The organism is Stenotrophomonas sp. YJH_SMC_17, from assembly GCF_059371655.1.
The window spans coordinates 413195-434744 of record NZ_JCAFUU010000002.1 but is presented as its reverse complement, the minus strand read 5'-3'; the positions used below and the strand labels follow the sequence as shown (position 1 = coordinate 434744).

Below are 21550 nucleotides of genomic sequence, written 5' to 3'. Positions count from 1 at the left end.
TCTACTGATGCCGGCGATCTCCGGTTGCTGCCGACATTGGTCGGCGTCCGTCATCCACACGGGACGTGGACCCACCGCAGCACCGCAACGCGTGCATGCCGCGTCCATGCCCGGCTTGCTATAGTGCGCGCGCCCTCAATCCATCACGGATTCGTTCCACATGCCCAATTTCCGTCCGCTTGCCGTCGCCCTGGGCATCAGCCTGGCGACCCTGGTTCCGACCCACGATGCGTTCGCCGCCGCCAAGAAGAAGGCCGCCCGCGCCCCGGCTGTCAGTGCCCAGTGCAGCGACTTCTATGACGCCACCAACGCAGGCTGGCTGAAGGCCAATCCGGTGCCGCAGACCGGTGCCACCACCGCGCTGGGCCAGCTGGTCGACCGCAGCCGCCAGCAGCAGCGCGAACTGCTCGACGCAGCGATGAAGTCGCCACAGGGCAACGTGCAGAAGCTGCTCGGCGATTTCTGGGCCAGCGGCCTGGACGAAGCTGCCGTGGAAGCCGACGGTTCCAATCCGATCGCCCCGCTGCTGACCCGCATCAACGCCATCAAGAAGGCCAAGGATGTGCCGGCCTCGATCGCCGCGCTGCACCAGGTCGGCATCCCGGTGGCCTTCAACTTCGGTCCCGACGTCGACCTGAAGGCGCTGGACCGCCACATCGGCTACTTCATGCAGGGCGGCATGGGCCTGCCGGACCCGGCGTTCTACACCCGCACCGATGCCGACACGGTTGCCCTGATGGGCCGCTACCGCAACTACGTCAAGCAGATCCTGGCGCTGACCGGCACCCCGGCCGCCAAGCTGGATGCCGAGTCGCAGTCGGTGATCGCGCTGGAAACCGAACTGGCGCGCAACGCGCAGTCGCTGGCCGGCATCAACAACCCGTTCAACAACTACGCGCCGATCTCCACCAAGGAGCTCAACAGCCGCTACCGCAACCTGCAGCTGGATGCCTTCCTGAAGGCACAGGGCGTGGACGACGACCTGGTCTCTCTGGCCGACCCGGGCCTGTTCAAGCAGCTCGACGGCATGGTCACCAAGCTCAAGCCTGACCAGTGGAAGGCCTACCTGCGCTGGCGCGTGGGCGACTCGATGGCGCCGTACCTGTCCAAGGCCTACCGCGACGCCGAGTTCGAATTCCGCGGTCGTGTGCTGCGCGGCGAGACCCTGCCGCCGCAGCGCTGGGAAGACGTGCTGGACGCCATCAACGTTGCCGCCGGCCCGATGGTCGGTCGCGAGTACGCCGCCCGTTATCTGTCGGCCGAAGATCGTCGCCAGGCGGCGTGGATCGTCGACAAGGTGCGCGAAGTGCAGATCGAGGCGGTGAAGAACAGCAGCTGGATGAGCGCCGAGGCCAAGACTGAAGCGCAGGCCAAGCTGGCCGCGCTGAAGATCGAAATCGGCACCCCGCTGCGTGACCTCGACTACAGCGTGCAGCCCATGGGGCGCGGCTCGTTCGGCGGCAACATGCTGATCGCTTCGACCTGGCGCCATCGTGAGGAAATGAAGCGAATCGGCAAGGGCAACGCCGACCGTCGCTGGGACGTGCTGCCGCAGCAGCCGTCGCTGGCCTACGATCTGGCGCAGAACCGCCTGATCGTTACCGCCGCGATCCTGCAGGGCCCGGTGTTCAACGCCAAGGCCGACGCCGCCGACAAGTTCGGCAGCTTCGGTGGCCTGGTCGGCCATGAGCTGACCCGCGCGATCGATGCCAAGGGCGCGCTGGTCGATGCCAAGGGCGAGCTGCGCAGCTGGTGGACCCCGGCCGACAAGACCGCCTGGACCCTGCTCGGCAGCCGCGTGGCTGCGCAGTACAGCGCCTACGATTTCCCGGGCGTGAAGGGTGCCAAGGTCAACGGCACGCTCACCCAGGAAGAGAACCTGGCTGACATCGCAGGCCTGGAACTGGCCTGGGCGGCCTACACCGCGCAGGAACCGATGGCCAAGCAGGCACAGCAGCAGGGCTTCTTCCGCGCGTGGTCGGCGCTGTGGGCGCAGCAGCTATCGCCGAACGAGGCCGCGCGTCGCCTGACCGCCGACATCCGTGCACCGGGCCTGTGGCGCAGCAACGGCACGCTGGCCAACCTGCCGGCATTTGGCGCCACGTTCAGCTGCAAGGCCGGCCAGCCGATGCAGCGCAGCGACGCCGACCAGATCAAGGTCTGGCGCTGAGCCTGCTGATGGACAGGTAGTGCAGAGGGCGCCTTCGGGCGCCCTTTCTGCATGTGCAGCACGATCCGGGGTTAACACCGGGCGTGCTATCGCTGCGGCTTCGTCCATCGCGGAACCCCGACATGGCACACAAGAACACCATCTGTGTCTGGTACGACAACGGCGCGCTCGAGGCCGCCACCTTCTATGCCAGCCTCCTGCCCGACAGCGCGGTCACCGCCGTGCATCACGCGCCGGGCGACTACCCGGACGGCAGGGAAGGCAACGTGCTGACCGTCGAATTCACTGTCTGCGGCATTCCCTGCGTCGGCCTCAACGGCGGCAGCGCGTTCAAGCACAGCGAAGCCTTCTCGTTCCAGATCCAGACCGAGGACCAGGCCGAGACCGACCGGCTGTGGGACGCCATCGTTGGCAACGGCGGACAGGAGAGCCAATGCGGCTGGTGCAAGGACCGCTGGGGCATCTCCTGGCAGATCAGCCCGCGCATGCTGATCGAAGCAGTGACCAGCAAGGACAAGGCACTGGCCAAGCGCGCCTTCAACGCGATGATGCCGATGAAGAAAATCGACATCGCCACCATCGAAGCCGCCATCCAAAAAGGGGACGGCGCAAATTAAGTCGCTTCCCGCACGGGTCTGTGCTCAGATGCCGATTACGACTTGATCCCCTCCGTCCCCTTTTTCCAGAGGTGCTGATGACCTGGGACGCAATCATCGTCGGCGGTGGCCACAACGGGTTGGTCTGTGCAGCCTATCTGGCACGCGCCGGCAAGCAGGTGCTGGTGCTCGAACGACGTGGCGTGCTCGGCGGCGCCGCGGTCACCGAGGAATTCCATCCCGGCTTCCGCAACTCGGTGGCGTCGTACACGGTGTCGTTGCTGCAGCCGAAGGTGATCGACGACCTGCAGTTGCAGGCGCATGGGCTGCGCATTGTCGCGCGCCCGGCCAACAACTTCCTGCCATTGCCGGACGGCCGCTACCTGTTGTCGGCGCCCGGCCGCACCCGGGCCGAGGTGGCGAAGTTTTCCGAGCGGGATGCACAACGCCTGCCCGCATACGAAGCGCGCCTGGAGGTCTTCGCCGACGTGCTGCGTGCGTGGGCGCTGCGTGCGCCGCCGGACATTGGCGTTGCCGGTGGCTGGCGTGCGCTTCCCGCACTGTGGCAGATGGGGAAACTCGGCCGCGAACTGGCAATGCTGGACGCTTCGCTGCGTCAGGAGCTGCTGGACCTGTTCACGCTTTCAGCGGCCGAGTACCTGGACCGCTGGTTCGAGAGCGCGCCGATCAAGGCGCTGTTCGGTTTCGATGGCATCGTCGGCAACTATGCCAGCCCCTACACGCCCGGAAGCGCCTACGTGCTGCTGCACCACGTGTTCGGCCAGTGCAATGGCATCAAGGGTGCCTGGGGCCATGCAATCGGTGGCATGGGCGCGATCAGCCAGGCGATTGCCGCTTCGGCGCGCGAAGCCGGGGCCGAACTGCGCGTGGATGCCGGCGTGCAGCGGCTGCTCATCGAGGGCGGCCAGGCGGTCGGCGTAGTATTGACCAGCGGCGAAACCCTGCGCGCACGCGCGGTGATCGCCAACGTCAACCCCAAGCTGCTGTACGAGCAGTTGCTGGAACCGGCGCAGGTACCGGCGGCGACGCGCGAGCGGATGGCACACTGGCGCTGCGGTTCCGGCACGTTCCGGATGAATCTCGCGCTGTCGCGGCTGCCGGACTTCCGCTCCCTGCCCGGCTTCGGCGATCACCTCAGCGCCGGCATCATCATGGCGCCCAGCCTCGACTACATGGACCGCGCCTGGCTGGATGCGCGCCGCGATGGCTGGTCACGCGAACCGATCGTGGAAATGCTCATTCCCAGCACGCTGGACGATTCACTGGCGCCGCCCGGACAGCATGTGGCCAGCCTGTTCTGCCAGCATGTGGCACCGGTGTTGCCTGAAGGCCGCCATTGGGATGATCACAAGGAGACCGTGGCCGACCTGATGATCGCCACGGTCGAACGGTATGCGCCCGGCTTCACCGCCAGCGTGCTCGGTCGGCAGGTGCTGTCACCGCTGGATCTGGAGCGCACCTTCGGTCTGCTCGGCGGCGACATCTTCCACGGTGCGCTCAGTGCCAACCAGTTGTTCTCGGCGCGGCCGATGGTGGGCCAGGCAGGCTATCGCGGCGCCCTGCCCGGGTTGTATCTATGCGGGTCGGGTACCCATCCCGGTGGTGGTGTCACCGGTGCGCCGGGCCACAACGCCGCGCAGGTGGTGTTGCAGGATCTGTAGAGGTGTGCCGAGCAACGTTCGGCACCTACAGCATCAAAGGATCCCATTCAAAGCGTGCCAACCAAGGTTGGCACCTACCCGCGTGAAGCGAGGCGCATCGCGCCTCACTTCACGCTTCGCAGATGGTTCGGGCGGTTCGGCGGGCCGGGCGGGCGGCGCTTGTTGAACGGTGGCTGCCCGCGCCAGTAGCGGATCAGCAGCCAACCGAACAGCATGCCACCCAGGTGCGCGAAGTGGGCCACGCCCGGCTGCCAGCCGGTCATGCCCAGCACCAGCTCACCCACGCCGAACAGGATCACGAAGGTCCGCGCCTTCATCGGAATCGGCGGGAACAGCAGCATCACCCGCTGGTTGGGGAACAGCATGCCGTAGGCCAGCAACAGGCCGAACACGCCGCCGGAGGCGCCCAGCACCGTGGCCGGATTCTCCAGCAGGGTACCCACCAGCAGCTGGCAGACACCGGCGCCGGCCACGCACACCAGATAATACAGCAGGAAGCGCTTCTCGCCCCAGGTCTGCTCCAGCGGCGCGCCGAACATGAAGACCGCCAGCATGTTGAAGAACAGGTGCCCGAAACTGCCGTGCAGGAAGCCATAGGTCAGCAGCTGCCACGGCTGGAAGTTGCCGCCCGGCGAGAACGCATCGAAGCCCTGCTGCAGCGGTTGCAGCATGAACGGCTCGAAGGTCTGCATGCCGAGCAGGAACGGCTGCTGCAGCAGGAACAGGATCGCATTGGCGATCAGCAGGGCCTTGGTGACGGTGGGCAGTCGCGGGAACATGGGAGTACCGGCATGGAACGACCTCCATCATAGCCGCAGCACCGCGTCTTGTTGGCGACCGGCAGGCGCAGCCCGTTCAGTCGCCAGCGGCGCTCAGCCCGGGCCCCACACGGCGGCATCCAGTGCGGCCGCCGGATCGGTGGCCGGCATCCGCACCCGGCCGTTCTCGACCACCACGCCCTCCGCGCGCAACCGCTGTGACTGCTCGCGCCAGCCGGCCGATCCCTCTTCCATGGCGATGCGCCCATCCGAACGCAGCACGCGATGCCAAGGCAGGTCCGGGTCGTCGTTCTGGCCGAGGATGCGTGCGGTCAAACGCGCACGCCCCGGCAGGCCGGCGCGCATCGCCACCTGGCCATAGCCCATCACCTGCCCCGCCGGGATAGCGCGGATCACCGCCAGGATGCGCGCACGTGCCTGCTCCGGCGTCAGCGCCGCAGGCGGGTCACCAGCAGTACGCCGATCAGCACCAGCACGGTGCCGGCGATCTGCGCCGGCCCCATCGGTTCGTCGAGCAGCCATAGGCTCATCACGATGGTGGAAACAGGACCCAGCATACCGACCTGCGCGGCCAGCGACGAACCCACGCGCTGCACCGCCAGCATGATCGCCAGCACCGGCAGCACCGTGCACACGGTGGCATTGACCAGCGACAGCCACTGCACTGCTGCCGGCGCCTGCCACAGCAAGGGCAGCGGGTGGGTCACCGCGAAGTGCAGCAGCACCAGCACGCTGGCCACGCAGCTGGCGTAGGCGGTCAACCGCACCGCGCCGATGCGTGCCACCACCTGCCCGCTGCCGAACAGGTACAGCGCGTAGCTGAGCGCACTGCCCAGCACCAGCAGGCTGCCGACGATGATCTGCCCACCTTCGCGCTGCAGATCGTGGCCGAAGGCCAGCAGCACGCCCAGATAGCTCAGCACCAGCGCGCCGATCTGCCAGCGGCCCGGCCGCTGCCGTGCCAGCAGCACGTTGATCAGCAGCACCAGGGTCGGGTTCAGGTACAGGATCAACCGCTCCAGCGTCACGCTGATGTACTGCAGGCCCTGGAAATCGAGCAGGCTCGACAGGTAGTAGCCGGTGAAGCCCAGCCACAGCACGCGGGCGCGGTCGGCCCAGGACAGCGGCCCGGCCCGGCGCGCGGCCCACAGTGCCATCAACACGAACAACGGCAGCGCCATCAGCATGCGCAGCGCCAGCAGCGTGGTGGCATCGACGCCATGACGGAGGCCGAGCTTGACGATGATGGCCTTGCCGGAAGCAGCAATGGCGCCGATCGCGGCCAGGCCGATACCCCCCAGCGCGATGCGGGGGGAAGGCGTAGCGATGCGGGAAGCGGGAGTGGACATCAGGACGACGGCGGGCCGCGCAGAGCGGCCCGGTAAGGCGTGGGGACCCTCATTGTCGCATGGGTGCGACAGGAGCCCTGTAGAGCCGAGCCTGCGCTCGGCTGCAACAGGACTGCACGGAAAGCAGCCGAGCGTGGGCTCGGCTCTACAACAGCCCGGCTCAGCGCATCAGCACCACTTCCTCGGCCGAGGTCGGGTGGATCGCCACGGTGTCGTCGAACTGGGCCTTGGTCGCGCCCATCTTCACCGCCACCGCGAAGCCCTGCAGGATCTCGTCCGCCGCTTCACCCAGCAGATGGATGCCCACCACGCGTTCTTCCGGGCCCGCGCAGACCATCTTGAACAGGCTGCGCTGGGTACCATTGGCCAGCGCCTGCAGCATCGGGCGGAAGCGGCTGTGGTACACGCTCACCTGGTCGAAACGCGCTCGCGCCTCTTCCTCGCTCATGCCCACCGCACCCAGCGGCGGGTGCGAGAACACAACGCTGGCCACGTTCTCATAATCCATCTTTGACTGCGGGCGTCCGCCGAACAGGCGATCCATCAGGCGCCGCGATGCAGCCACCGCCACCGGCGTCAGGCCGACCTTGCCGGCGATGTCACCCACGGCATGCACACTCGGCACGCTCGTGGTCTGCCATTGGTCCACCTCCACCTGCTGGTGCTCGCCAATGCCGATGCCCAGCGCTTCCAGTCCAAGATTGCGACTGTTGCCGCGGCGACCGGTAGCAAAGAACACCGCGTCGAACACGCTGTCGAGTGGGCCGTCATGGCCGAACGCACGCACGCGTTCGCCATCGCGCTGCAGTTCGCGCAGGCGGTAGTCGAAATGGATCCGCACGCCCTGCTGCCTCAGGTTCTCGGCCAGCTGATCGGTCAGTTCGAAGTCGAAGCGCTCCAGCAGCCGCTTGCCGCGCACCAGCAGGCTCACCCGGCTGCCCAGTGCCTGCAGCAGGCCGGCCAGTTCCACGGCGATGTAGCCACCACCAATGATCGCGACCTCGGCCGGTGCCGCGCGCAGATCGAAGAAGTCATCGGAAACCAAGCCCAGTTCCGCACCAGGAATGTCCGGGCGCAGCGGATGCGCGCCAGTGGCGATCAGGATGTGTTCGGCGCTGTAACGCACGCCGTCGCTGCAGGCCACCGTGTGCGCATCCAGCAGATGGCCACGCGCAGGAATGCGCACCACGCCGGTTTCATCCAGGCGCTTGTGATAACTGGTGTGGATGTTGCTGATGTAGGCCTGGCGATGGATCACCAGCTCCTTCCACGACAGCGCCGGGCGCGCTTCGACATCGAAGCCCATCGCGCTGGCCAGGCCGATGCGCTCGTGCAGGTCGGCCGCCAGCCACATCGCCTTCTTCGGCACGCAGCCCACGTTGACGCAGGTGCCGCCCAGTTCGCCAGGCTCCAGCATCGCCACCCGCTTCCCATGCTGCGCCGCGCGGATCGCACCGGCCAGGCCGGCGGAACCGCCGCCAAGGACGATCAGGTCGTAATCATAGGGTGCAGTGCTCATCGGAATCGCTCGGGTCGGTAAGGGGCAGGATCGATCGCCGGCGTGCAGCCACAGACCAGATCGGCAATCAGCTGGCCGCTGCCGGCGCTCATGCTGATGCCGAGCATGCCATGCCCTGCTGCAAGCCAGACGTGAGGATGCGCGGGCGCGCGGCCGATCATCGGCACATCGTCCACGCTCATGGGACGCCACCCGCACCACTGCTCCTGCAGCTGCGCGCCACGCGGCGTGCGCAGGTAGTGGTCGGCGGCGCGCTGCAACGCCTGCAGGCGGGTCGCACGCAGCTGCGGGTCGGCACCCGCGAATTCCATGGTGCCGCCCAGGCGCAACGCGTCGCGCCAGGCGATCACGAACACGGAATGGTCCTTCAGCACCACCGGACGCTGCGGCACCTGCGCCGGTCGCGACCAGGTCAGCGAGTAGTCCTTGCCCGGCTGGATCGGCACGCGCAGGTCCAGCTGTCGTGCCCAGCGCGGCGACCACGGGCCAGTGGCCAGCACCAGCTCGCGCGCCCGCAGCGTGCGTTCGCCGACGTGGACGCGCACACCCTGCGTATCGGCACTGAAATCCTGCACATCCGCGTGTTCCTCGATGACCACGCCCTGCGCACGCAGCACGCGCGCCAGCTCGGCGGTATAGCGGTCCGGGCGAAGCTGTGCATCGCCGGAAAAGTGGACGGCACCGGCAAGGCGATCATGGAACGCAGGATTGTCGCGCGCATAGTCACTGCCCGCGATGCAGGTCGCGGCGATACCCTGCGCGTTCAATGCCTCACACTCGGCCGCGTAACGGTCGAAGGTGTGGGCGTCACCGAACACATAGTCCAGACCGCGCGCCTCGAATTCGCAGTCCAGCGCATGCGTCTTCACCCACTGCGCCAAGCGCAGCCGTGAATCATTCAACAGTGCGCCGCGTGCCCGCGTGGACTGCAGCCAGTCACGCGCGTTGCAGCGCGCACCGAACTGCAGCAACCAGCGCCACAGCGCCGGATCCAGCCGCGTGCGCACATACAGCGGTGCGCGCGGGTCGAGCATCCAGCGCAGCGCACGCAGCGGTACGCCGGGGGCCGCCAGCGGTGGCGCATGACTCGGCGTGATGGTGCCGCAGTTGCCATGCGAAGTCGCCGCACCCACGCGTCCCCGCTCGATCACACGCACCTGCCGCCCGTGCGCGCGCAGCGCAAGCGCAGTGGCCAGGCCGATGGCACCGGCGCCCACCACGATCACATCCTCGCGCGCGCCCTGCATCGTTCAGCCCTGCCCGGCCTCGCGCCGCATCGGCGGCCACTGCCGGTAGGTCATCGCGCGCCACAGCCATTCCATCGGACCGAAGCGGAAGTGGCGCAGCCAGGCGTGCGAGAGGCCTGCCTGTGCGGCGAACAGCAGCAGCGCGAACAGCAGCTGCACGCTGCGTGGCATCATTTCGAACGCGCCCAGACCGTAGTGGTAGAACAGCCAGGTGCACAACACGGACTGGCCAAGATAGTGGGTCAGCGCCATGCGCCCGACCGGTGCCAGCCACGCAAGCCTCGCGCGCCAGTGCACGATCCACGCCAGATAGCCCAGGCACATCGGCAACCCTCCGATCGATACCAGCGCCATCGCTGCCGTCACCGGAAGATCGTAGGCCCCCGGGGCCAGATACGGCTTCCAGGCCACGCCGAGCAGCGTGACCAGCAGGCCGAGGGGCAGCGCCACCCAACGCAACACCGCGTACAGCCGCGGGAAGCGTTCTGGCGCCGACAGCGCGCCGCTGCCGGCAAACCAGCTGCCGATCAGGAACATGCCCAGTATTTCCGGGCCAGTGATCAGCAGCGCGCCCATCGACGCGCCAAATTCACCCAGGCGCTGCGCTGTGGCCTGCATCCAGCTGCCGTGCCCATACACCTGCCGCTGCAGGTCGATGCTCTGCTGCGCGTCGGTGAGCATCTTCTGCACGTCCTCGGCCGAGGCCATCGACACCATCGCGCCGACCAGCAGCATCATCGCCACGCCGCCCAGATAGACGATCGCGCCCATCCACGGCAGCCAGCTCCGTGGTGCCTCGCGGCAGGCCAGCAACGGCAACGACACCAGCGCATACAGCACCAGGATGTCACCGGACCAGACCAGCAGGGCATGGCACAGGCCGATCAGCAGCAGGCCGGCACTGCGACGCAGATAGAACGGGGTGAAATCACGCCCGGCCAGCTCGGCACGTTGCGCCATCACCGCAAAGCCGGCGCCGAACAACAGCGAGAACAGGGTAAAGAACTTGCCCTGCACGAACACGTAGACGAACGCATCAGCCCAGTAGTCGATGCCCTGCCAGTGCGTGTCGATGCCGGTGAAGGCCAGGTCCAGCGGTCCGCTGAAGGCCTCGATGTTCATCAGCAGGATGCCCAGCAGCGCGGCACCACGCAGCACATCCAGCACGGCGATGCGTTCGCCGGAGGCCATCGGCTGCAGGGAAGAAGAAGCGGCGTTCACGGGGCGTCCGTCGGGCAGGTCCGCCATTATGCAGCCCGCCTGTGCGCCATGGATGGCCGCGCCGTGTTCCAGACACGCAACGGCCCGCCGAAGCGGGCCGCTGCTGCCATCACGATCGCGCTGCGATCAGTGGTGGTGACCACCGTCGCCGTGGACGTGACCGTGGTCGATCTCTTCCTGGCCGGCTTCACGCACATCAACGATTTCCACGTCGAAGTGCAGGTCCTTGCCGGCCATCGGGTGGTTCAGGTCAACGTCGACCACGCTCATGCCGACCTTCTGCACGGTCACTGCACGCGGGCCGAAGTTGGTCTGCAGCACGACCTGCTGGCCCGGGGCCAGCTTGGTGTTGCCGAAGTGCTTCTTCGGCACGCGCTGGGACAGGCCCTCGCGGCGCTCGCCGTAGGCATCGGCCGCATTGACGTCGACGCTGAAGGTCGCGCCGGCTTCCTTGTCCATCATGGCGTTTTCCAGGCCCGGGATGATGTTGCCGTGGCCGATCAGGATCGCCAGCGGCTCGCCGCGGTCCTTGGACGATTCGATCGGCTCCTGGCCGACTTCGGAAACGGTGTAGTGGAAGCGGACAACGCGGTCTTTTTCGATCTTCATGCGCAACTCTGTCTGGATCTGCCGGAGGCAGGCGGGTTGGGGCGGGTTGTCGCCCGGCGGGGACGCCGCCATCATGACGGCCAATCCAAGGTGGCGCATTATCCGGAGATCATGCACATCACGCCAGTTTCGTCCGGCCTGCGCCGGCGCTTCGCCCCGGCCCTGCTGCTGGCCCTGCCCCTGTTGCTGACCGCCTGCGGCGGCGGCAAGGCCACCCGCACTGCACCTCCCCCGCCTACGGCGAACTGGCCGAAGACCGTGCCGGACAACCCCGAGGCGGCCAACTCGGTGCTGATGCGCGCCATCAGCCTGGTCGGCACTCCCTACCGCTACGGCGGCAACACCCCCGATTCCGGCTTCGACTGCAGCGGCCTGGTCGCCTATGTCTATCGCGAGATGCTGGACCTGAAACTACCGCGCACCTCGCGCGACCTGGCGGCGGTACAGGGCCCGAAGATCGATCCGCAGCGCCTGGCCACCGGCGACCTGGTGTTCTTCGGGAGCCGCGGCAGCGTCACCCATGTCGGTATTTATGTGGGTGAAGGGCGCTTCGTGCACGCGCCGAGCACCGGCGGCACGGTACGCCTCGACTCGCTCAGCGGTCCCTACTGGAGAGACCACTACACAGGGGCGAAACGTGTCCTTCGCTAAAATGAACAGGCGATATGTTCAAAACTGTGACGCCTATCACTCGCAAACTAACGATTTACTAACGGAATTTTTAACTTATTGCCGCTTTTACAGGGCATGATGCCCCATCGTTTTTTTCCTGTGACCGACGCGTGACGACTGACGACCTGAAAAGCGAAGGCCAGACTTCCGTATCTTCACGTAGTGCCCGCCCGCTGTTGCTTGGCCTGGCACTGTGTCTGACCAGCCTTCCGGCCTGGTCGCAGACCGCTCCGAACCGCTCCGATGTGACCCCGGCCCCGGTGGCCGAGAGCACCGCCCGACCGGCCACCAAGGCCGAGGCTGCCGCTCCCCAGCGCAGCCGCGTCGATGCCGCCGCCAGCGCCACGCTGGCCGCCCTGCTGCCGCACCTGGCCGCCAACGACACCATTCCGCTGATGGACCGCTCGGCCGTGGTGGCCGGTGACCTCAGCCGCCTGCTCGCCAACTACGACACCAGCAGCGCCGCCAATGGCAGCGTTGTCGGTACCGCTGCCGACAACGGCAAGGTGCAGTCGCTGCTGCGTCGCGCGATGACCCTGCTGGGCACCCCGTACCGTTGGGGTGGCAGCAACCCGGACAGCGGCTTCGACTGCAGTGGCCTGGTCGGTTACGTGTTCCGCTCGGCCCTGGGTATCGAGCTGCCGCGCGTCTCGCGTGAGATGGCACACGACGACAACGCCGAACTGATCAACGACCGCACCGCGCTGGCCGCCGGTGACCTCGTCTTCTTCGGCCGCAAGGGCCGCGTCGACCACGTCGGCATCTATGTGGGTGATGGCCGCTTCCTGCATGCGCCGAGCTCGGGCAAGGACGTGCGCGTGGACACCCTGCTCAGCGGCTACTGGGGCAACAAGTTCATGCAGGCCCGCCGGGTCGACCTCTGACCGGTTGGCGCCATCGCGCCGCCTGATGCGAGAAGCCGCTGCCCTGCAGCGGCTTTTTCGTTTGCGCCCCGGTGGGTGCCGACCTTGGTCGGCACCGCATCAACGATCCCCCAGACAAAAGACCCGCCGGTCAGGGCGGGCCTTTCATCTCCACGCAGCTCAGCGCTGTGGCGGCGTCGGGTCGGGATCATCCACGCCCACGTTGCTGGACGGGTTGTCATACACCGCCTGGTCGAGCAGCCCGGTTTCCTTGGCCACGATCACCGGCACCAGCATCTGGCCCGTCACGTTGGTCATCGTGCGCATCATGTCCAGGATGCGGTCGATGGCATACAGGTAGCCGATGGTCTCCAGCGGCAGATTGGCCGCGCTCAGCACCACCGTAGCCATGATCACCGCGGTACCCGGAACACCGGCCGTACCGAAGCTGCCCAGCACCGAGGCGATCAGCACCACCACGTACTGTTCCGGGGTCAGCGGCACACCGCTGTACTGTGCAATGAACACCGCGCACAGCGCCGGATAGATCGCGCCGCAGCCGTCCATCTTGATGCTGGCGCCCAGCGGCACCGCGAACGAACCGTAGTCCTTGTTCACGCCCAGGTTGTGGGTGATCGAGCGCAGCGCCACCGGCATCGCGGCGAAGCTGGACGAGCTGACGAAGGCCACCTGCATGCCCGGCGCCGCGCCACGGAAGAACTTCAGCGGGTTCAGGCCGTGCGCCAGCAGCAGCGCACTGTAGACCACCACGATATGCAGCGCGCAGGCCACGTACAGGGCCAGCACGAAGTGCCCCAGCGGCAGCAGCTTCTCGAACCCGTAGCTGCCAACCAGGCCGGCAATCAGGCCGAAGGTGCCGATCGGGGTGACTTCCAGCACGAAGCGGGTCACCTGGATCATGATGTCGCTCATCTGGCCGACCAGCTTGCGCGCCTCGGTCACCTTCTCGCCCAGCTTGACGATGGCAAAGCCCACCAGGCCGGCGAAGAAGATCACTGGCAGGATCGAGCCACGGCCCGCGGCCAGCACGGTCTCACCGGCGGCATTGACCTTGGTGCCGATGCCGGACAGCGCATAGAAGACATTTGCCGGCACCACGTCCAACAGCACCTGGACGACGCTCGGCACTTCGCGCGGCACGTAGTTGCTGGCCATCGACAGCTGCAGGCCACCGGCGCCGGGCTGCAGCACGCTGCCTACGGCCAGGCCCACGCACACCGCCAGCGCAGCGGTGATCACGAACCACAGGAAGGTGCGGCCACTGAGCGCGGCGACCGATTTCTGGCCGTGCAGCGACGAGATCGCATTGATGACTGCAAAGAACACCAGCGGCACCGCGATCATCTTGATCAGGGTGACGTACAGCTCGCCGAGCGGGCCGAACCACGTTTCCGCGGCCGGGCCAAGCGCCCAGCCGGCCAGCGCGCCGAGCACGAAGCCACCGACCACGCGCTGCCAGAATGGAATCCGCAGCCAGGCAGAGACCAGTTTCATAGGCAATCCAGAGGGAAGGAAGGGATGCTGGCACGATAGCCCAACGGGGGCCGCGGAACGACCGCCACGCCGACAAATCAGTGTGTCATCGGCGTGCCTTGCAGGGGCGGGCATAATGAACGTCCCGTTACAGTTTGTGAGATCCCAGCGTCCATGCGCCGTTCCGTCTCCCTGTTGGCCGCCTGCGCCACCACCCTGCTGCTGGGCGCCTGCGCCAGCACCGCCCCCGCGTCCGCTCCGGCCGGCCTGAAGGTCGCCGTCGATCCCGTCGCCCACCCGGCCGGCGAGACGCCGCAGTGGTGGTACCGCAGCGGCGCCGCCCAGGCCGCCGCCAACGGCGCGATGTCCGGCAAGGCCAAGAACGTCATCCTGTTCCTCGGCGACGGCATGAGCCTGACCACGGTGGCCGCTTCGCGCATCTACGAAGGCCAGCAGAAGGGGGGCTCGGGCGAAGAGAACCTGCTGTCCTGGGAACGCTTCCCGGCCACGGCGTTCAGCAAGACCTACAACACCGATTCGCAGACGCCCGATTCTGCAGGCACCATGACCGCCATCACCACCGGCGTGAAGACCCACATGGGCGCGATCGGCGTCAGTGCCGGCAGCCGCACCGACTGCGCCGACAGCCTGTCCAAGGGCCTGTTGACCTGGCTGCAACTGGCCGACAGCGCCGGCCTGGCTACCGGCGTGGTCTCCACCGCGCGCTTGACCCATGCCACCCCGGCCGCCACCTATGCGCACTCGCCCGAGCGCAACTGGGAAAACGACACCGACCTGACCGAGGCCGCCAAGGCCGCCGGCTGCAAGGACATCGCCCAGCAGCTGCTGTCGACCTCGCGCTATGGCCGCGGCCCGCTGGTTGCCCTTGGCGGCGGCCGTGGTGAGTTCACCACCGTGGAAGAACGCGATCCGGAATACGACGACAAGGTCGGCCAGCGCCTGGATGGCCGCAGCCTGGTGCAGGAATGGCAGCAGGCCCATCCGCAGGGCGCCTACGTGTGGAACAGCAAGCAGCTGGCAGCCGCCGCCAATGCGCCGGCCATCCTGGGCCTGTTCGAACCGGACCACATGCGCTACGAGTACGAGCGTCCGCAGGATCCGGGCGGCGAGCCGAGCCTGGCCGAACTGACCGCAGCGGCGATCAAGAACCTGTCCCAGCACCAGGAAGGCTACGTGCTGATGATCGAAGGTGCGCGCATCGACCATGCCAACCACAGCGGCAACGCCTATCGTGCGCTGACCGAAACCGTGGCCCTTTCCGACGCCGTGCGCGTGGCCAACGAGCTGACCTCGGCCGATGACACCCTGATCATCGTCACCGCCGACCACTCGCACACGCTGAACTTCGTCGGCTACCCGGCACGCGGCAACCCGATCCTGGGCAAGGTGAAGGACAAGGGCGGCGAAGACGGCGCCGGCAAGCTGGATTACGCGCTGGACGGCACCGGCCAGCCGTACACCACGTTGAGCTACGCCAATGGCCCGGGCCATACCGGCAGCAGCAACCAGCAGCCGGCCGGCCCGAAGCGCTACCCGCACAATCCGAGCAGCTTCGAACCGGCCAACGGCCGCCCGAACCTGCGCGAGGTCGACACCGAGCATCCGGACTACATGCAGGAAGCACTGGTGCCGATGAAATCCGAATCGCACGGCGGCGAAGACGTCGGCATCTGGGCACGTGGCCCGGGCAGCAAGGCGATCCGCGGTACGCTGGAACAGAACGCGATCTACCACATGATCGTGCAGGCTACCCCGGCCCTGCGCGAGCGCCTGTGCCAGGCCGGCACCTGCGACGACAAGGGCGTGCCGGTGCAGCTGCCGGTGCCGACCGCGTTCGAGCGCAAGGCCGAAGCCAAGTGATCGAACGGCAGGCCTGCGCTGCCCCCGCCGGCGGCCGCCTCGCGCGGTCGCTGGCCCTGTTCGGCATGCTGGCCAGTGCCAACGCGCTGGCACAGGCACCGGCGTGCAAGCTGCTGACCGACGAGCATGGGTTATGGCCGCTGCCCAACTGCGAAGTGGTCGACCACCGGCCGAAGATCCAGCCGGACACCCTGAAAGACCTGAACTTTGATGACCACGGCCTGGCCGTGGTGTATGCCGACCAGGGTTTCCACTACGTCGACCGCAAGGGCCGCAGCCTACCGGTACTGACCTGGGACAACGGCCCGGAGATACCGGAAGAAGGCCTGCTGCGCGGCCGCGTCGGCAATCGCGTGGGCTACTTCGATCTGGCATTCCGCCAGGTGGTGCCGGGCACCTTCGATTTCGCCTGGCCGTTCCGCGACGGCGTGGCCGAGGTCTGCAACGGCTGCCGTCGCGGCACGCCGGATGCCGATGGCCACTCGCCGATGGAAGGCGGAGAGTGGTTCCGGATCGACCGCGCGGGCCGTCGGGTGAAGTAGGGTTTTCGGCAGGGCTGCGCCCTGCACCCGCTACGAGCCAGAGCAACAGCAACAGCCAAAGCGGCTCTGGTTTTCTGTGAGTTGGGCGGGGCGGTGTGGGGGGGCAGGACACGCCGTAAACCCGTCCCTGGGGGCTCGATGGCGCCATCCATGGCGCCAACGGTCCTGCCCCCCCCACACCGCCCCACCCCTGACAGATTTCCGGTGACGGCTGGACCATCCACGCTTTGCGTGGATCAGATCTGTGAGAGATCGAATTGAATCCGGGGTCAGATCCGTTTTCCGCAGGAAAACGGATCTGACCCCATCGGCATTTCCAACAGACTGCAGGAATCTGTCGAAGGCGGGGTGGGTCCGGTTGCGGGAGTGTCCGCGGCATGGATGCCGCGGCCAAGCCCCCAAGGACGGGTTTACGGCGTCTCCCGCAACCGGACCCACCCCGCCCACCTTCATGAAGCCAGCTTCTGCCGTTGCTGTTGCTCTGGCTCGTAGCGGGTGCAGGGCGCAGCCCTGCCAGGCAAACCCCACCCTATACTTGCCGCCGTGACTGCCTTCCCCGCCCTCGTTCCGCTGGATGCGCCGCTGCTGGTGGGTTACAGCGGCGGTGTCGACTCCACCGTACTGCTGCACTGGCTGTGGCGCTGCGCACAGGCCACCGGCACCCCGCTGCGTGCGGTGCACGTACACCACGGTCTGCAGCCCGCCGCCGACGACTGGGTGCGGCATTGCCAGCAGCAGTGCGCCGCGCTGGGCGTCGAGCTGGCCGTGCACCACGTCCAGGTCGACGACTCCACAGGCCTGGGCCTCGAAGGCGCGGCGCGCCAGGCACGGCGTGCGGCGTTCGCCACCGAGTTGCGCGAGGGGGAAACACTTGCGCTGGCACAGCACCAGGACGATCAGGCCGAGACCTTCCTGCTGCGCGCGCTGCGCGGCTCCGGTGTCGATGGCCTTGCCGCGATGGCCGAACATGGTCGGCTCGGTACGCATCGCCTGTGGCGTCCTTTGCTGCACGCACCGCGCAGCACGCTGCTCGACTATGCCCGGCAACACGCGCTGCACTGGATCGAGGATCCCAGCAACGCCGAAGACCACGCCGATCGCAACTTCCTGCGCCTGCAGGTGCTGCCACTGTTGCGCCAGCGCTGGCCGCACGCCGCCGCCGCGCTGGCCGGCAGCGCCCTGCATTGCCGGCAGACCCGCGAACTGCTGGATGAGGAAGACGCCGAACTGATCGCGCACCTGGAAGTGGCACCGCGCGTGCTGTCGCTGCAGTTGCTGCGCCAGGTATCATCGGCTCGCGTGGCACGCGTGCTGCGCACCTGGGTGATCGGCCATGGCGCAGCACCGCTGCCGGCCACAGTGCTGCAACAGGCACTGGATGAACTGCTGCCGGCCGGCAACGATCGCCAGGCACGGGTACGCTGGCACGATCACGTGATCCAGCAATGGCGTGACCACGCCTATCTGCTGCCTGCGCAACTTCCCAGCCTGCCGAGCGACTGGCAGACCGAGTGGGATGGGCAGGTACCACTCGCACTGCCCGATGGCGGCCAACTTCGGCTGCAGGGCGCGACCGCTTTCGAACAGCCACTGCAGGTCCGTGCACGCGTGGGCGGCGAGCGCATCCTGCTGCCCGGCCGCCAGCATTCGCACGCGCTGAAGGACTGCCTGCAGCGCGAACATCTCGCGCCGTGGCGACGCATGCAGCTGCCGTTGATCTTCGATGGTCCGCAGTTGCTGGCCGCCGCCGACGTGGTCATCGCCGCGCCCCTGCAGGCCTGGTTGCAGGCGAATGAGGCACAGCTGCAGTGGCGTCCCGGCGGCTGGTGAATTGACCCCCGCGCGCGGCCCGTCCACACTTGCCGCATGGCCAAGAAGTCCCCCGAAAACGCCTCCCCGGTCGCCCAGTTCGAGCAGTCGCTCGAATCGCTGGAGCAGCTGGTGGAGCAGATGGAAACCGGCGAGCTGAGCCTGGAAGCATCACTCAGCGCTTACGAACGTGGCGTCGGTCTGTACCGGCAGTGCCAGCAGGCACTGGAGCAGGCCGAACTGCGCGTGCGCCTGCTCAGCGATCCCGCCCAGCCGGAAACTGCCGAGCCCTTCGATCCGCCCAGCCATGACGGCTGAGGCGCTGTTCGCGCGCTGGCGCGACCGTATCGAAAGCCAGCTCGACGCTGCCCTGCCCTCGCCTGCTGACCCTCCCCAGGGCCTGCACCAGGCCATGCGCTATTCGGTGCTGGGCGGTGGCAAGCGCATGCGCCCGCTGCTGGTGTACGCCAGCGGACACCTGTTCGGCGCGCAGGCGGAACACCTGGATGCGGCGGCGATGGCCGTCGAGCTGATCCACGCCTATTCGCTGGTGCATGACGACCTGCCGGCGATGGACGACGATGCCCTGCGCCGCGGCAAGCCGACCACCCACATCGCCTTCGACGAAGCCACCGCGATCCTCGCCGGCGACGCCCTGCAGACCCGCGCCTTCGGCCTGCTGGCCGATGCACCGCTGCCGGCCACCCTGCGCGTGGCCTGCCTGCAGACCCTGGCCCATGCCTCCGGTGCCGCCGGCATGTGTGGCGGCCAGGCGCTGGACATCGATGCCACTGGCCAGCAGCAGACGCTGGCGGCACTCACCCGCATGCATGCGCTGAAGACCGGTGCACTGATCCGTGCGGCGGTGCGCATGGGCGCACTGTGCGGCCAGGCCCACGAGCCACAGCTGGCCCAGCTGGACAGCTTCGCCGATGCGCTCGGCCTGGCGTTCCAGGTACGCGACGACATCCTGGATGTCGAGGCCAGTTCCGAACAGCTGGGCAAGACCGCCGGCAAGGACCAGGCGCAGGACAAGAGCACCTTCCCCGCCCTGCTCGGCATGGACGGTGCGAAGGCACAGCTGCATGAGCTCGCTGCGCGCATGCAGTCCCTCCTGGCCGGCTACGGCGAAGAGGCCGATGCGCTGCGTGCGCTGGCCACGCTGGCGGTGGAACGCGATCACTGATCGCTGGCGCGAGGCGCGCTCGCCGGGCATGGCCCGGCGTTACCGCGCAACGGAAAACGCCCGGCAGTGCCGGGCGTTTTCGTATCCGCGTGCGGACGCTCTTACTTGACCAGGCGCAGCGCGAACGGGTAGCGGTAGGCTTCGCCGTTGTTGGCCTTCACTGCTGCAATGATGCAGAACACCAGGTTGAGCAGGCCGACGATCGGGGCCAGGATGCCGCCGATGATCACGATGGCCAGCACGATGCAGATCAGCATCGCGATGGTGATGGTGATCTGGAAGTTCAGCGCTTCCTTGGCCTGGTCGGTCACGAAGGACTTGCTGGCATCGTCCTTGTTGATCAGCCAGATGATCAGCGGGCCGATGAACCAGGTGAAGATGCCCAGCAGGTGCGCAGCCAGGGCCATGGTGCGCTGGTCGGCCGGTGCGTTGGTGGTGGCCGGCGGCGGCGGGACGTTATCGAATTCACTCACGACAAAACTCCTTTTCATTGGGTGGTCTTGACCCACCAGCGCAAGGCTGGCTGCGTCAGGCGGGCATAGCTTACGCCATCAATGCCATCAATCATTACCCGCGATGGTCATCCGCCCCAGCAGGATCGAGCCGGTCCGGATGTGCGAGCGCGGGTCAACGTCGCTGCCGACCGCCTCGATGCTGCTGAACATCTCGCGCAGGTTGCCGGCGATGGTGATGCCGTCCACCGGGTACTGGATCTCGCCGTTCTCGACACGGAAGCCGCCGGCGCCGCGCGAATAGTCGCCGGTCACCCCGTTCACGCCCTGCCCCATCAACTCGGTCACCAGCAGGCCATCGCCCATCTGCCGCGCGATCTCCTGCAGGGAGCCTGCGTTGGCGGCCAGTTGCAGGTTGTGCACGCCACCGGCATTGGCGGTGGTCTGCAGGCCCAGCTTGCGTGCCGAATAGCTGCCCAGCACGTAGCGCTGCAGTACGCCGTCACGGACCAGCGCCGAGGCACGGGTCGCCACGCCATCACCGTCGAACGCCGCCGAGCGCAGGCCACGGCGCAGGTGCGGCAGCTCGTCGATCTGCATCCATTCCGGGAACAGGCGCTGGCCAACGCTGTCCAGCAGGAAGCTGGCCTGGCGGTACAGGGCACCGCCGGACACCGCCGACAGCAGGTGACCAACCAGGCTGCGTGCCACTTCCGGGGCGAACAGCACCGGCATGCTGCCGGTGGCCATCGTGCGGGGCTGCAGGCGGGCGACAGTGCGCTCGGCGGCACGGCGACCGACAAGGCCGACATCCTCCAGGTCCTCGCGAGCCAGCGCGCTGGTGTACCAGCCGTCACGCTGCATGCCATCGCCCTGCCCGGCGATCAGCGCACAACCGACCGAGTGGTGGGTGCCGCGCTCACGGCCGATGAAGCCATGCGAATTGGCATAGACCGACAGGCTCTGCATGCTGGACACCGAGGCACCGTCGGAATTGCGGATCTGCGCATCGGCCTCACGGCCTGCGGTCTCGCAGGCCAGGGCCAGGTCCACCGCCTCGTCGGCCTGCAGCGACCACGGGTGCCAGCCGTCCAGGTCCGGGAAGTGGGTGGCCATCAGGCCGGCCTCGGCCAGGCCGGCGGCCGGATCGTCTTCGGTATGGCGGGCGATCGCGCAGGCCTGCTCGACGGTGGCTGCGAGGCTGGCCTCGTTCAGGTCACCGGTACTGGCACTGCCTTTGCGCTGGCCGAAATAGACGGTGACAGCGATCCCGCGGTCGCGGGTGGACTGCACGGTCTCGACCTCGCCAAGGCGGACATTGACCTCCAGCCCACGGTCCTCGCTGCAGCTGACCTCGGCCTGGCTGGCGCCCAGCGCGCGGGCGCGGTCGAGCAGCTGCTGGGAGAGGTCGGCCAGCCGTTCCAGCCGGGCCGGGCTGTCGTCGCCAACGGCGGCTTCAGGGGCGATCACGTTCAATGC

The 21550-nt window shown here is 67.5% G+C and carries 20 protein-coding genes; 10 read left to right on the top strand and 10 right to left on the bottom strand.

Annotated features, from left to right (window positions below; all coding sequences use genetic code 11):
* The first annotated feature begins 160 nt into the window (after nt 1–160).
* The 3 genes from AC5P8Z_RS07035 to AC5P8Z_RS07025 all read left to right on the top strand — a co-directional run bounded on the left by AC5P8Z_RS07035 (nt 161) and on the right by AC5P8Z_RS07025 (nt 4448).
* A complete protein-coding gene (locus AC5P8Z_RS07035; RefSeq protein ID WP_495228565.1) occupies nt 161–2170 on the top strand; it encodes a M13 family metallopeptidase in 2010 nt (669 codons plus the stop codon).
* Nucleotides 2171–2292: 122 nt separating this feature from the next.
* Nucleotides 2293–2787, top strand: coding sequence for a VOC family protein (locus AC5P8Z_RS07030; RefSeq protein ID WP_495228564.1), 495 nt, complete (start codon nt 2293–2295; stop codon nt 2785–2787).
* Nucleotides 2788–2864: 77 nt separating this feature from the next.
* Nucleotides 2865–4448: a phytoene desaturase family protein gene (locus tag AC5P8Z_RS07025; RefSeq protein ID WP_495228563.1), complete on the top strand. Its 1584-nt coding sequence runs from the start codon at nt 2865–2867 to the stop codon at nt 4446–4448.
* A gap of 104 nt (nt 4449–4552) precedes the next feature.
* On the opposite strand, the gene AC5P8Z_RS07020 is transcribed toward AC5P8Z_RS07025, so the two are convergent.
* The 7 genes from AC5P8Z_RS07020 to AC5P8Z_RS06990 form a co-directional block, all read right to left on the bottom strand.
* The gene (locus AC5P8Z_RS07020; RefSeq protein ID WP_008267505.1) at nt 4553–5227 is read right to left on the bottom strand and encodes a rhomboid family intramembrane serine protease; all 675 of its coding nucleotides are present in this window, start codon (nt 5225–5227) and stop codon (nt 4553–4555) included.
* 93 nt (nt 5228–5320) lie between these two features.
* Entirely contained in the window at nt 5321–5659 is a 339-nt protein-coding gene (locus tag AC5P8Z_RS07015; RefSeq protein ID WP_224329410.1) for an MGMT family protein, read from the bottom strand.
* Entirely contained in the window at nt 5656–6576 is a 921-nt protein-coding gene (locus tag AC5P8Z_RS07010) for a DMT family transporter (protein WP_495228562.1), read from the bottom strand. Before AC5P8Z_RS07010 ends, AC5P8Z_RS07015 begins: the two co-directional genes overlap by 4 nt.
* Nucleotides 6577–6736: 160 nt before the next feature.
* On the bottom strand, nt 6737–8095 hold the full coding sequence (gorA, locus tag AC5P8Z_RS07005) for a glutathione-disulfide reductase (RefSeq protein WP_495228560.1): 1359 nt from the start codon (nt 8093–8095) through the stop codon (nt 6737–6739).
* Entirely contained in the window at nt 8092–9342 is a 1251-nt protein-coding gene (locus AC5P8Z_RS07000) for an NAD(P)/FAD-dependent oxidoreductase (protein ID WP_495228559.1), read from the bottom strand. The genes gorA and AC5P8Z_RS07000 overlap by 4 nt, the downstream gene beginning before the upstream one ends.
* 3 nt (nt 9343–9345) lie before the next feature.
* Nucleotides 9346–10590 carry a DUF418 domain-containing protein gene (locus tag AC5P8Z_RS06995; protein ID WP_495228558.1) on the bottom strand — a complete coding sequence of 415 codons (1245 nt, stop codon included), beginning with the start codon at nt 10588–10590 and terminating at the stop codon, nt 9346–9348.
* Between the two features lie 99 nt (nt 10591–10689).
* Nucleotides 10690–11172, bottom strand: coding sequence for an FKBP-type peptidyl-prolyl cis-trans isomerase (locus AC5P8Z_RS06990; RefSeq protein WP_099554997.1), 483 nt, complete (start codon nt 11170–11172; stop codon nt 10690–10692).
* Between the two features lie 111 nt (nt 11173–11283).
* Between AC5P8Z_RS06990 and AC5P8Z_RS06985 the strand changes: the two genes are divergently transcribed.
* Both AC5P8Z_RS06985 and AC5P8Z_RS06980 read left to right on the top strand, forming a co-directional pair.
* Nucleotides 11284–11823, top strand: a complete 540-nt coding sequence (locus AC5P8Z_RS06985) for a C40 family peptidase (RefSeq protein WP_495228557.1) — start codon at nt 11284–11286, stop codon at nt 11821–11823.
* A 131-nt stretch (nt 11824–11954) separates the two neighbouring features.
* Nucleotides 11955–12728, top strand: a complete 774-nt coding sequence (locus tag AC5P8Z_RS06980; RefSeq protein ID WP_010482985.1) for a C40 family peptidase — start codon at nt 11955–11957, stop codon at nt 12726–12728.
* Between the two features lie 159 nt (nt 12729–12887).
* Here AC5P8Z_RS06980 and AC5P8Z_RS06975 read toward each other — a convergent pair whose 3' ends face one another.
* Nucleotides 12888–14222 (bottom strand): dicarboxylate/amino acid:cation symporter, encoded by a 1335-nt coding sequence (locus AC5P8Z_RS06975; protein WP_286069302.1) that lies wholly within the window; start codon nt 14220–14222, stop codon nt 12888–12890.
* Between the two features lie 153 nt (nt 14223–14375).
* Between AC5P8Z_RS06975 and AC5P8Z_RS06970 the strand changes: the two genes are divergently transcribed.
* The 5 genes from AC5P8Z_RS06970 (at nt 14376) to AC5P8Z_RS06950 (ending at nt 19619) form a co-directional block, all read left to right on the top strand.
* Nucleotides 14376–16082, top strand: coding sequence for an alkaline phosphatase (locus AC5P8Z_RS06970; RefSeq protein ID WP_286069303.1), 1707 nt, complete (start codon nt 14376–14378; stop codon nt 16080–16082).
* Nucleotides 16079–16624, top strand: coding sequence for a WG repeat-containing protein (locus AC5P8Z_RS06965; protein WP_286069304.1), 546 nt, complete (start codon nt 16079–16081; stop codon nt 16622–16624). The genes AC5P8Z_RS06970 and AC5P8Z_RS06965 overlap by 4 nt, the downstream gene beginning before the upstream one ends.
* A 543-nt stretch (nt 16625–17167) precedes the next feature.
* Complete coding sequence (gene tilS, locus AC5P8Z_RS06960; protein ID WP_295565177.1) at nt 17168–18454, top strand: tRNA lysidine(34) synthetase TilS; 1287 nt, start codon at nt 17168–17170, stop codon at nt 18452–18454.
* A 36-nt stretch (nt 18455–18490) separates the two neighbouring features.
* Nucleotides 18491–18751, top strand: a complete 261-nt coding sequence (locus AC5P8Z_RS06955) for an exodeoxyribonuclease VII small subunit (RefSeq protein ID WP_006381978.1) — start codon at nt 18491–18493, stop codon at nt 18749–18751.
* Nucleotides 18741–19619: a polyprenyl synthetase family protein gene (locus AC5P8Z_RS06950; RefSeq protein ID WP_286069306.1), complete on the top strand. Its 879-nt coding sequence runs from the start codon at nt 18741–18743 to the stop codon at nt 19617–19619. The genes AC5P8Z_RS06955 and AC5P8Z_RS06950 overlap by 11 nt, the downstream gene beginning before the upstream one ends.
* 101 nt (nt 19620–19720) lie before the next feature.
* On the opposite strand, the gene AC5P8Z_RS06945 is transcribed toward AC5P8Z_RS06950, so the two are convergent.
* Both AC5P8Z_RS06945 and pmbA read right to left on the bottom strand, forming a co-directional pair.
* Nucleotides 19721–20092: a DUF4870 domain-containing protein gene (locus AC5P8Z_RS06945; RefSeq protein WP_286069307.1), complete on the bottom strand. Its 372-nt coding sequence runs from the start codon at nt 20090–20092 to the stop codon at nt 19721–19723.
* 87 nt (nt 20093–20179) lie between these two features.
* The gene (gene pmbA / locus AC5P8Z_RS06940) at nt 20180–21547 is read right to left on the bottom strand and encodes a metalloprotease PmbA (protein WP_495228555.1); all 1368 of its coding nucleotides are present in this window, start codon (nt 21545–21547) and stop codon (nt 20180–20182) included.
* Nucleotides 21548–21550 lie beyond the last annotated feature (3 nt).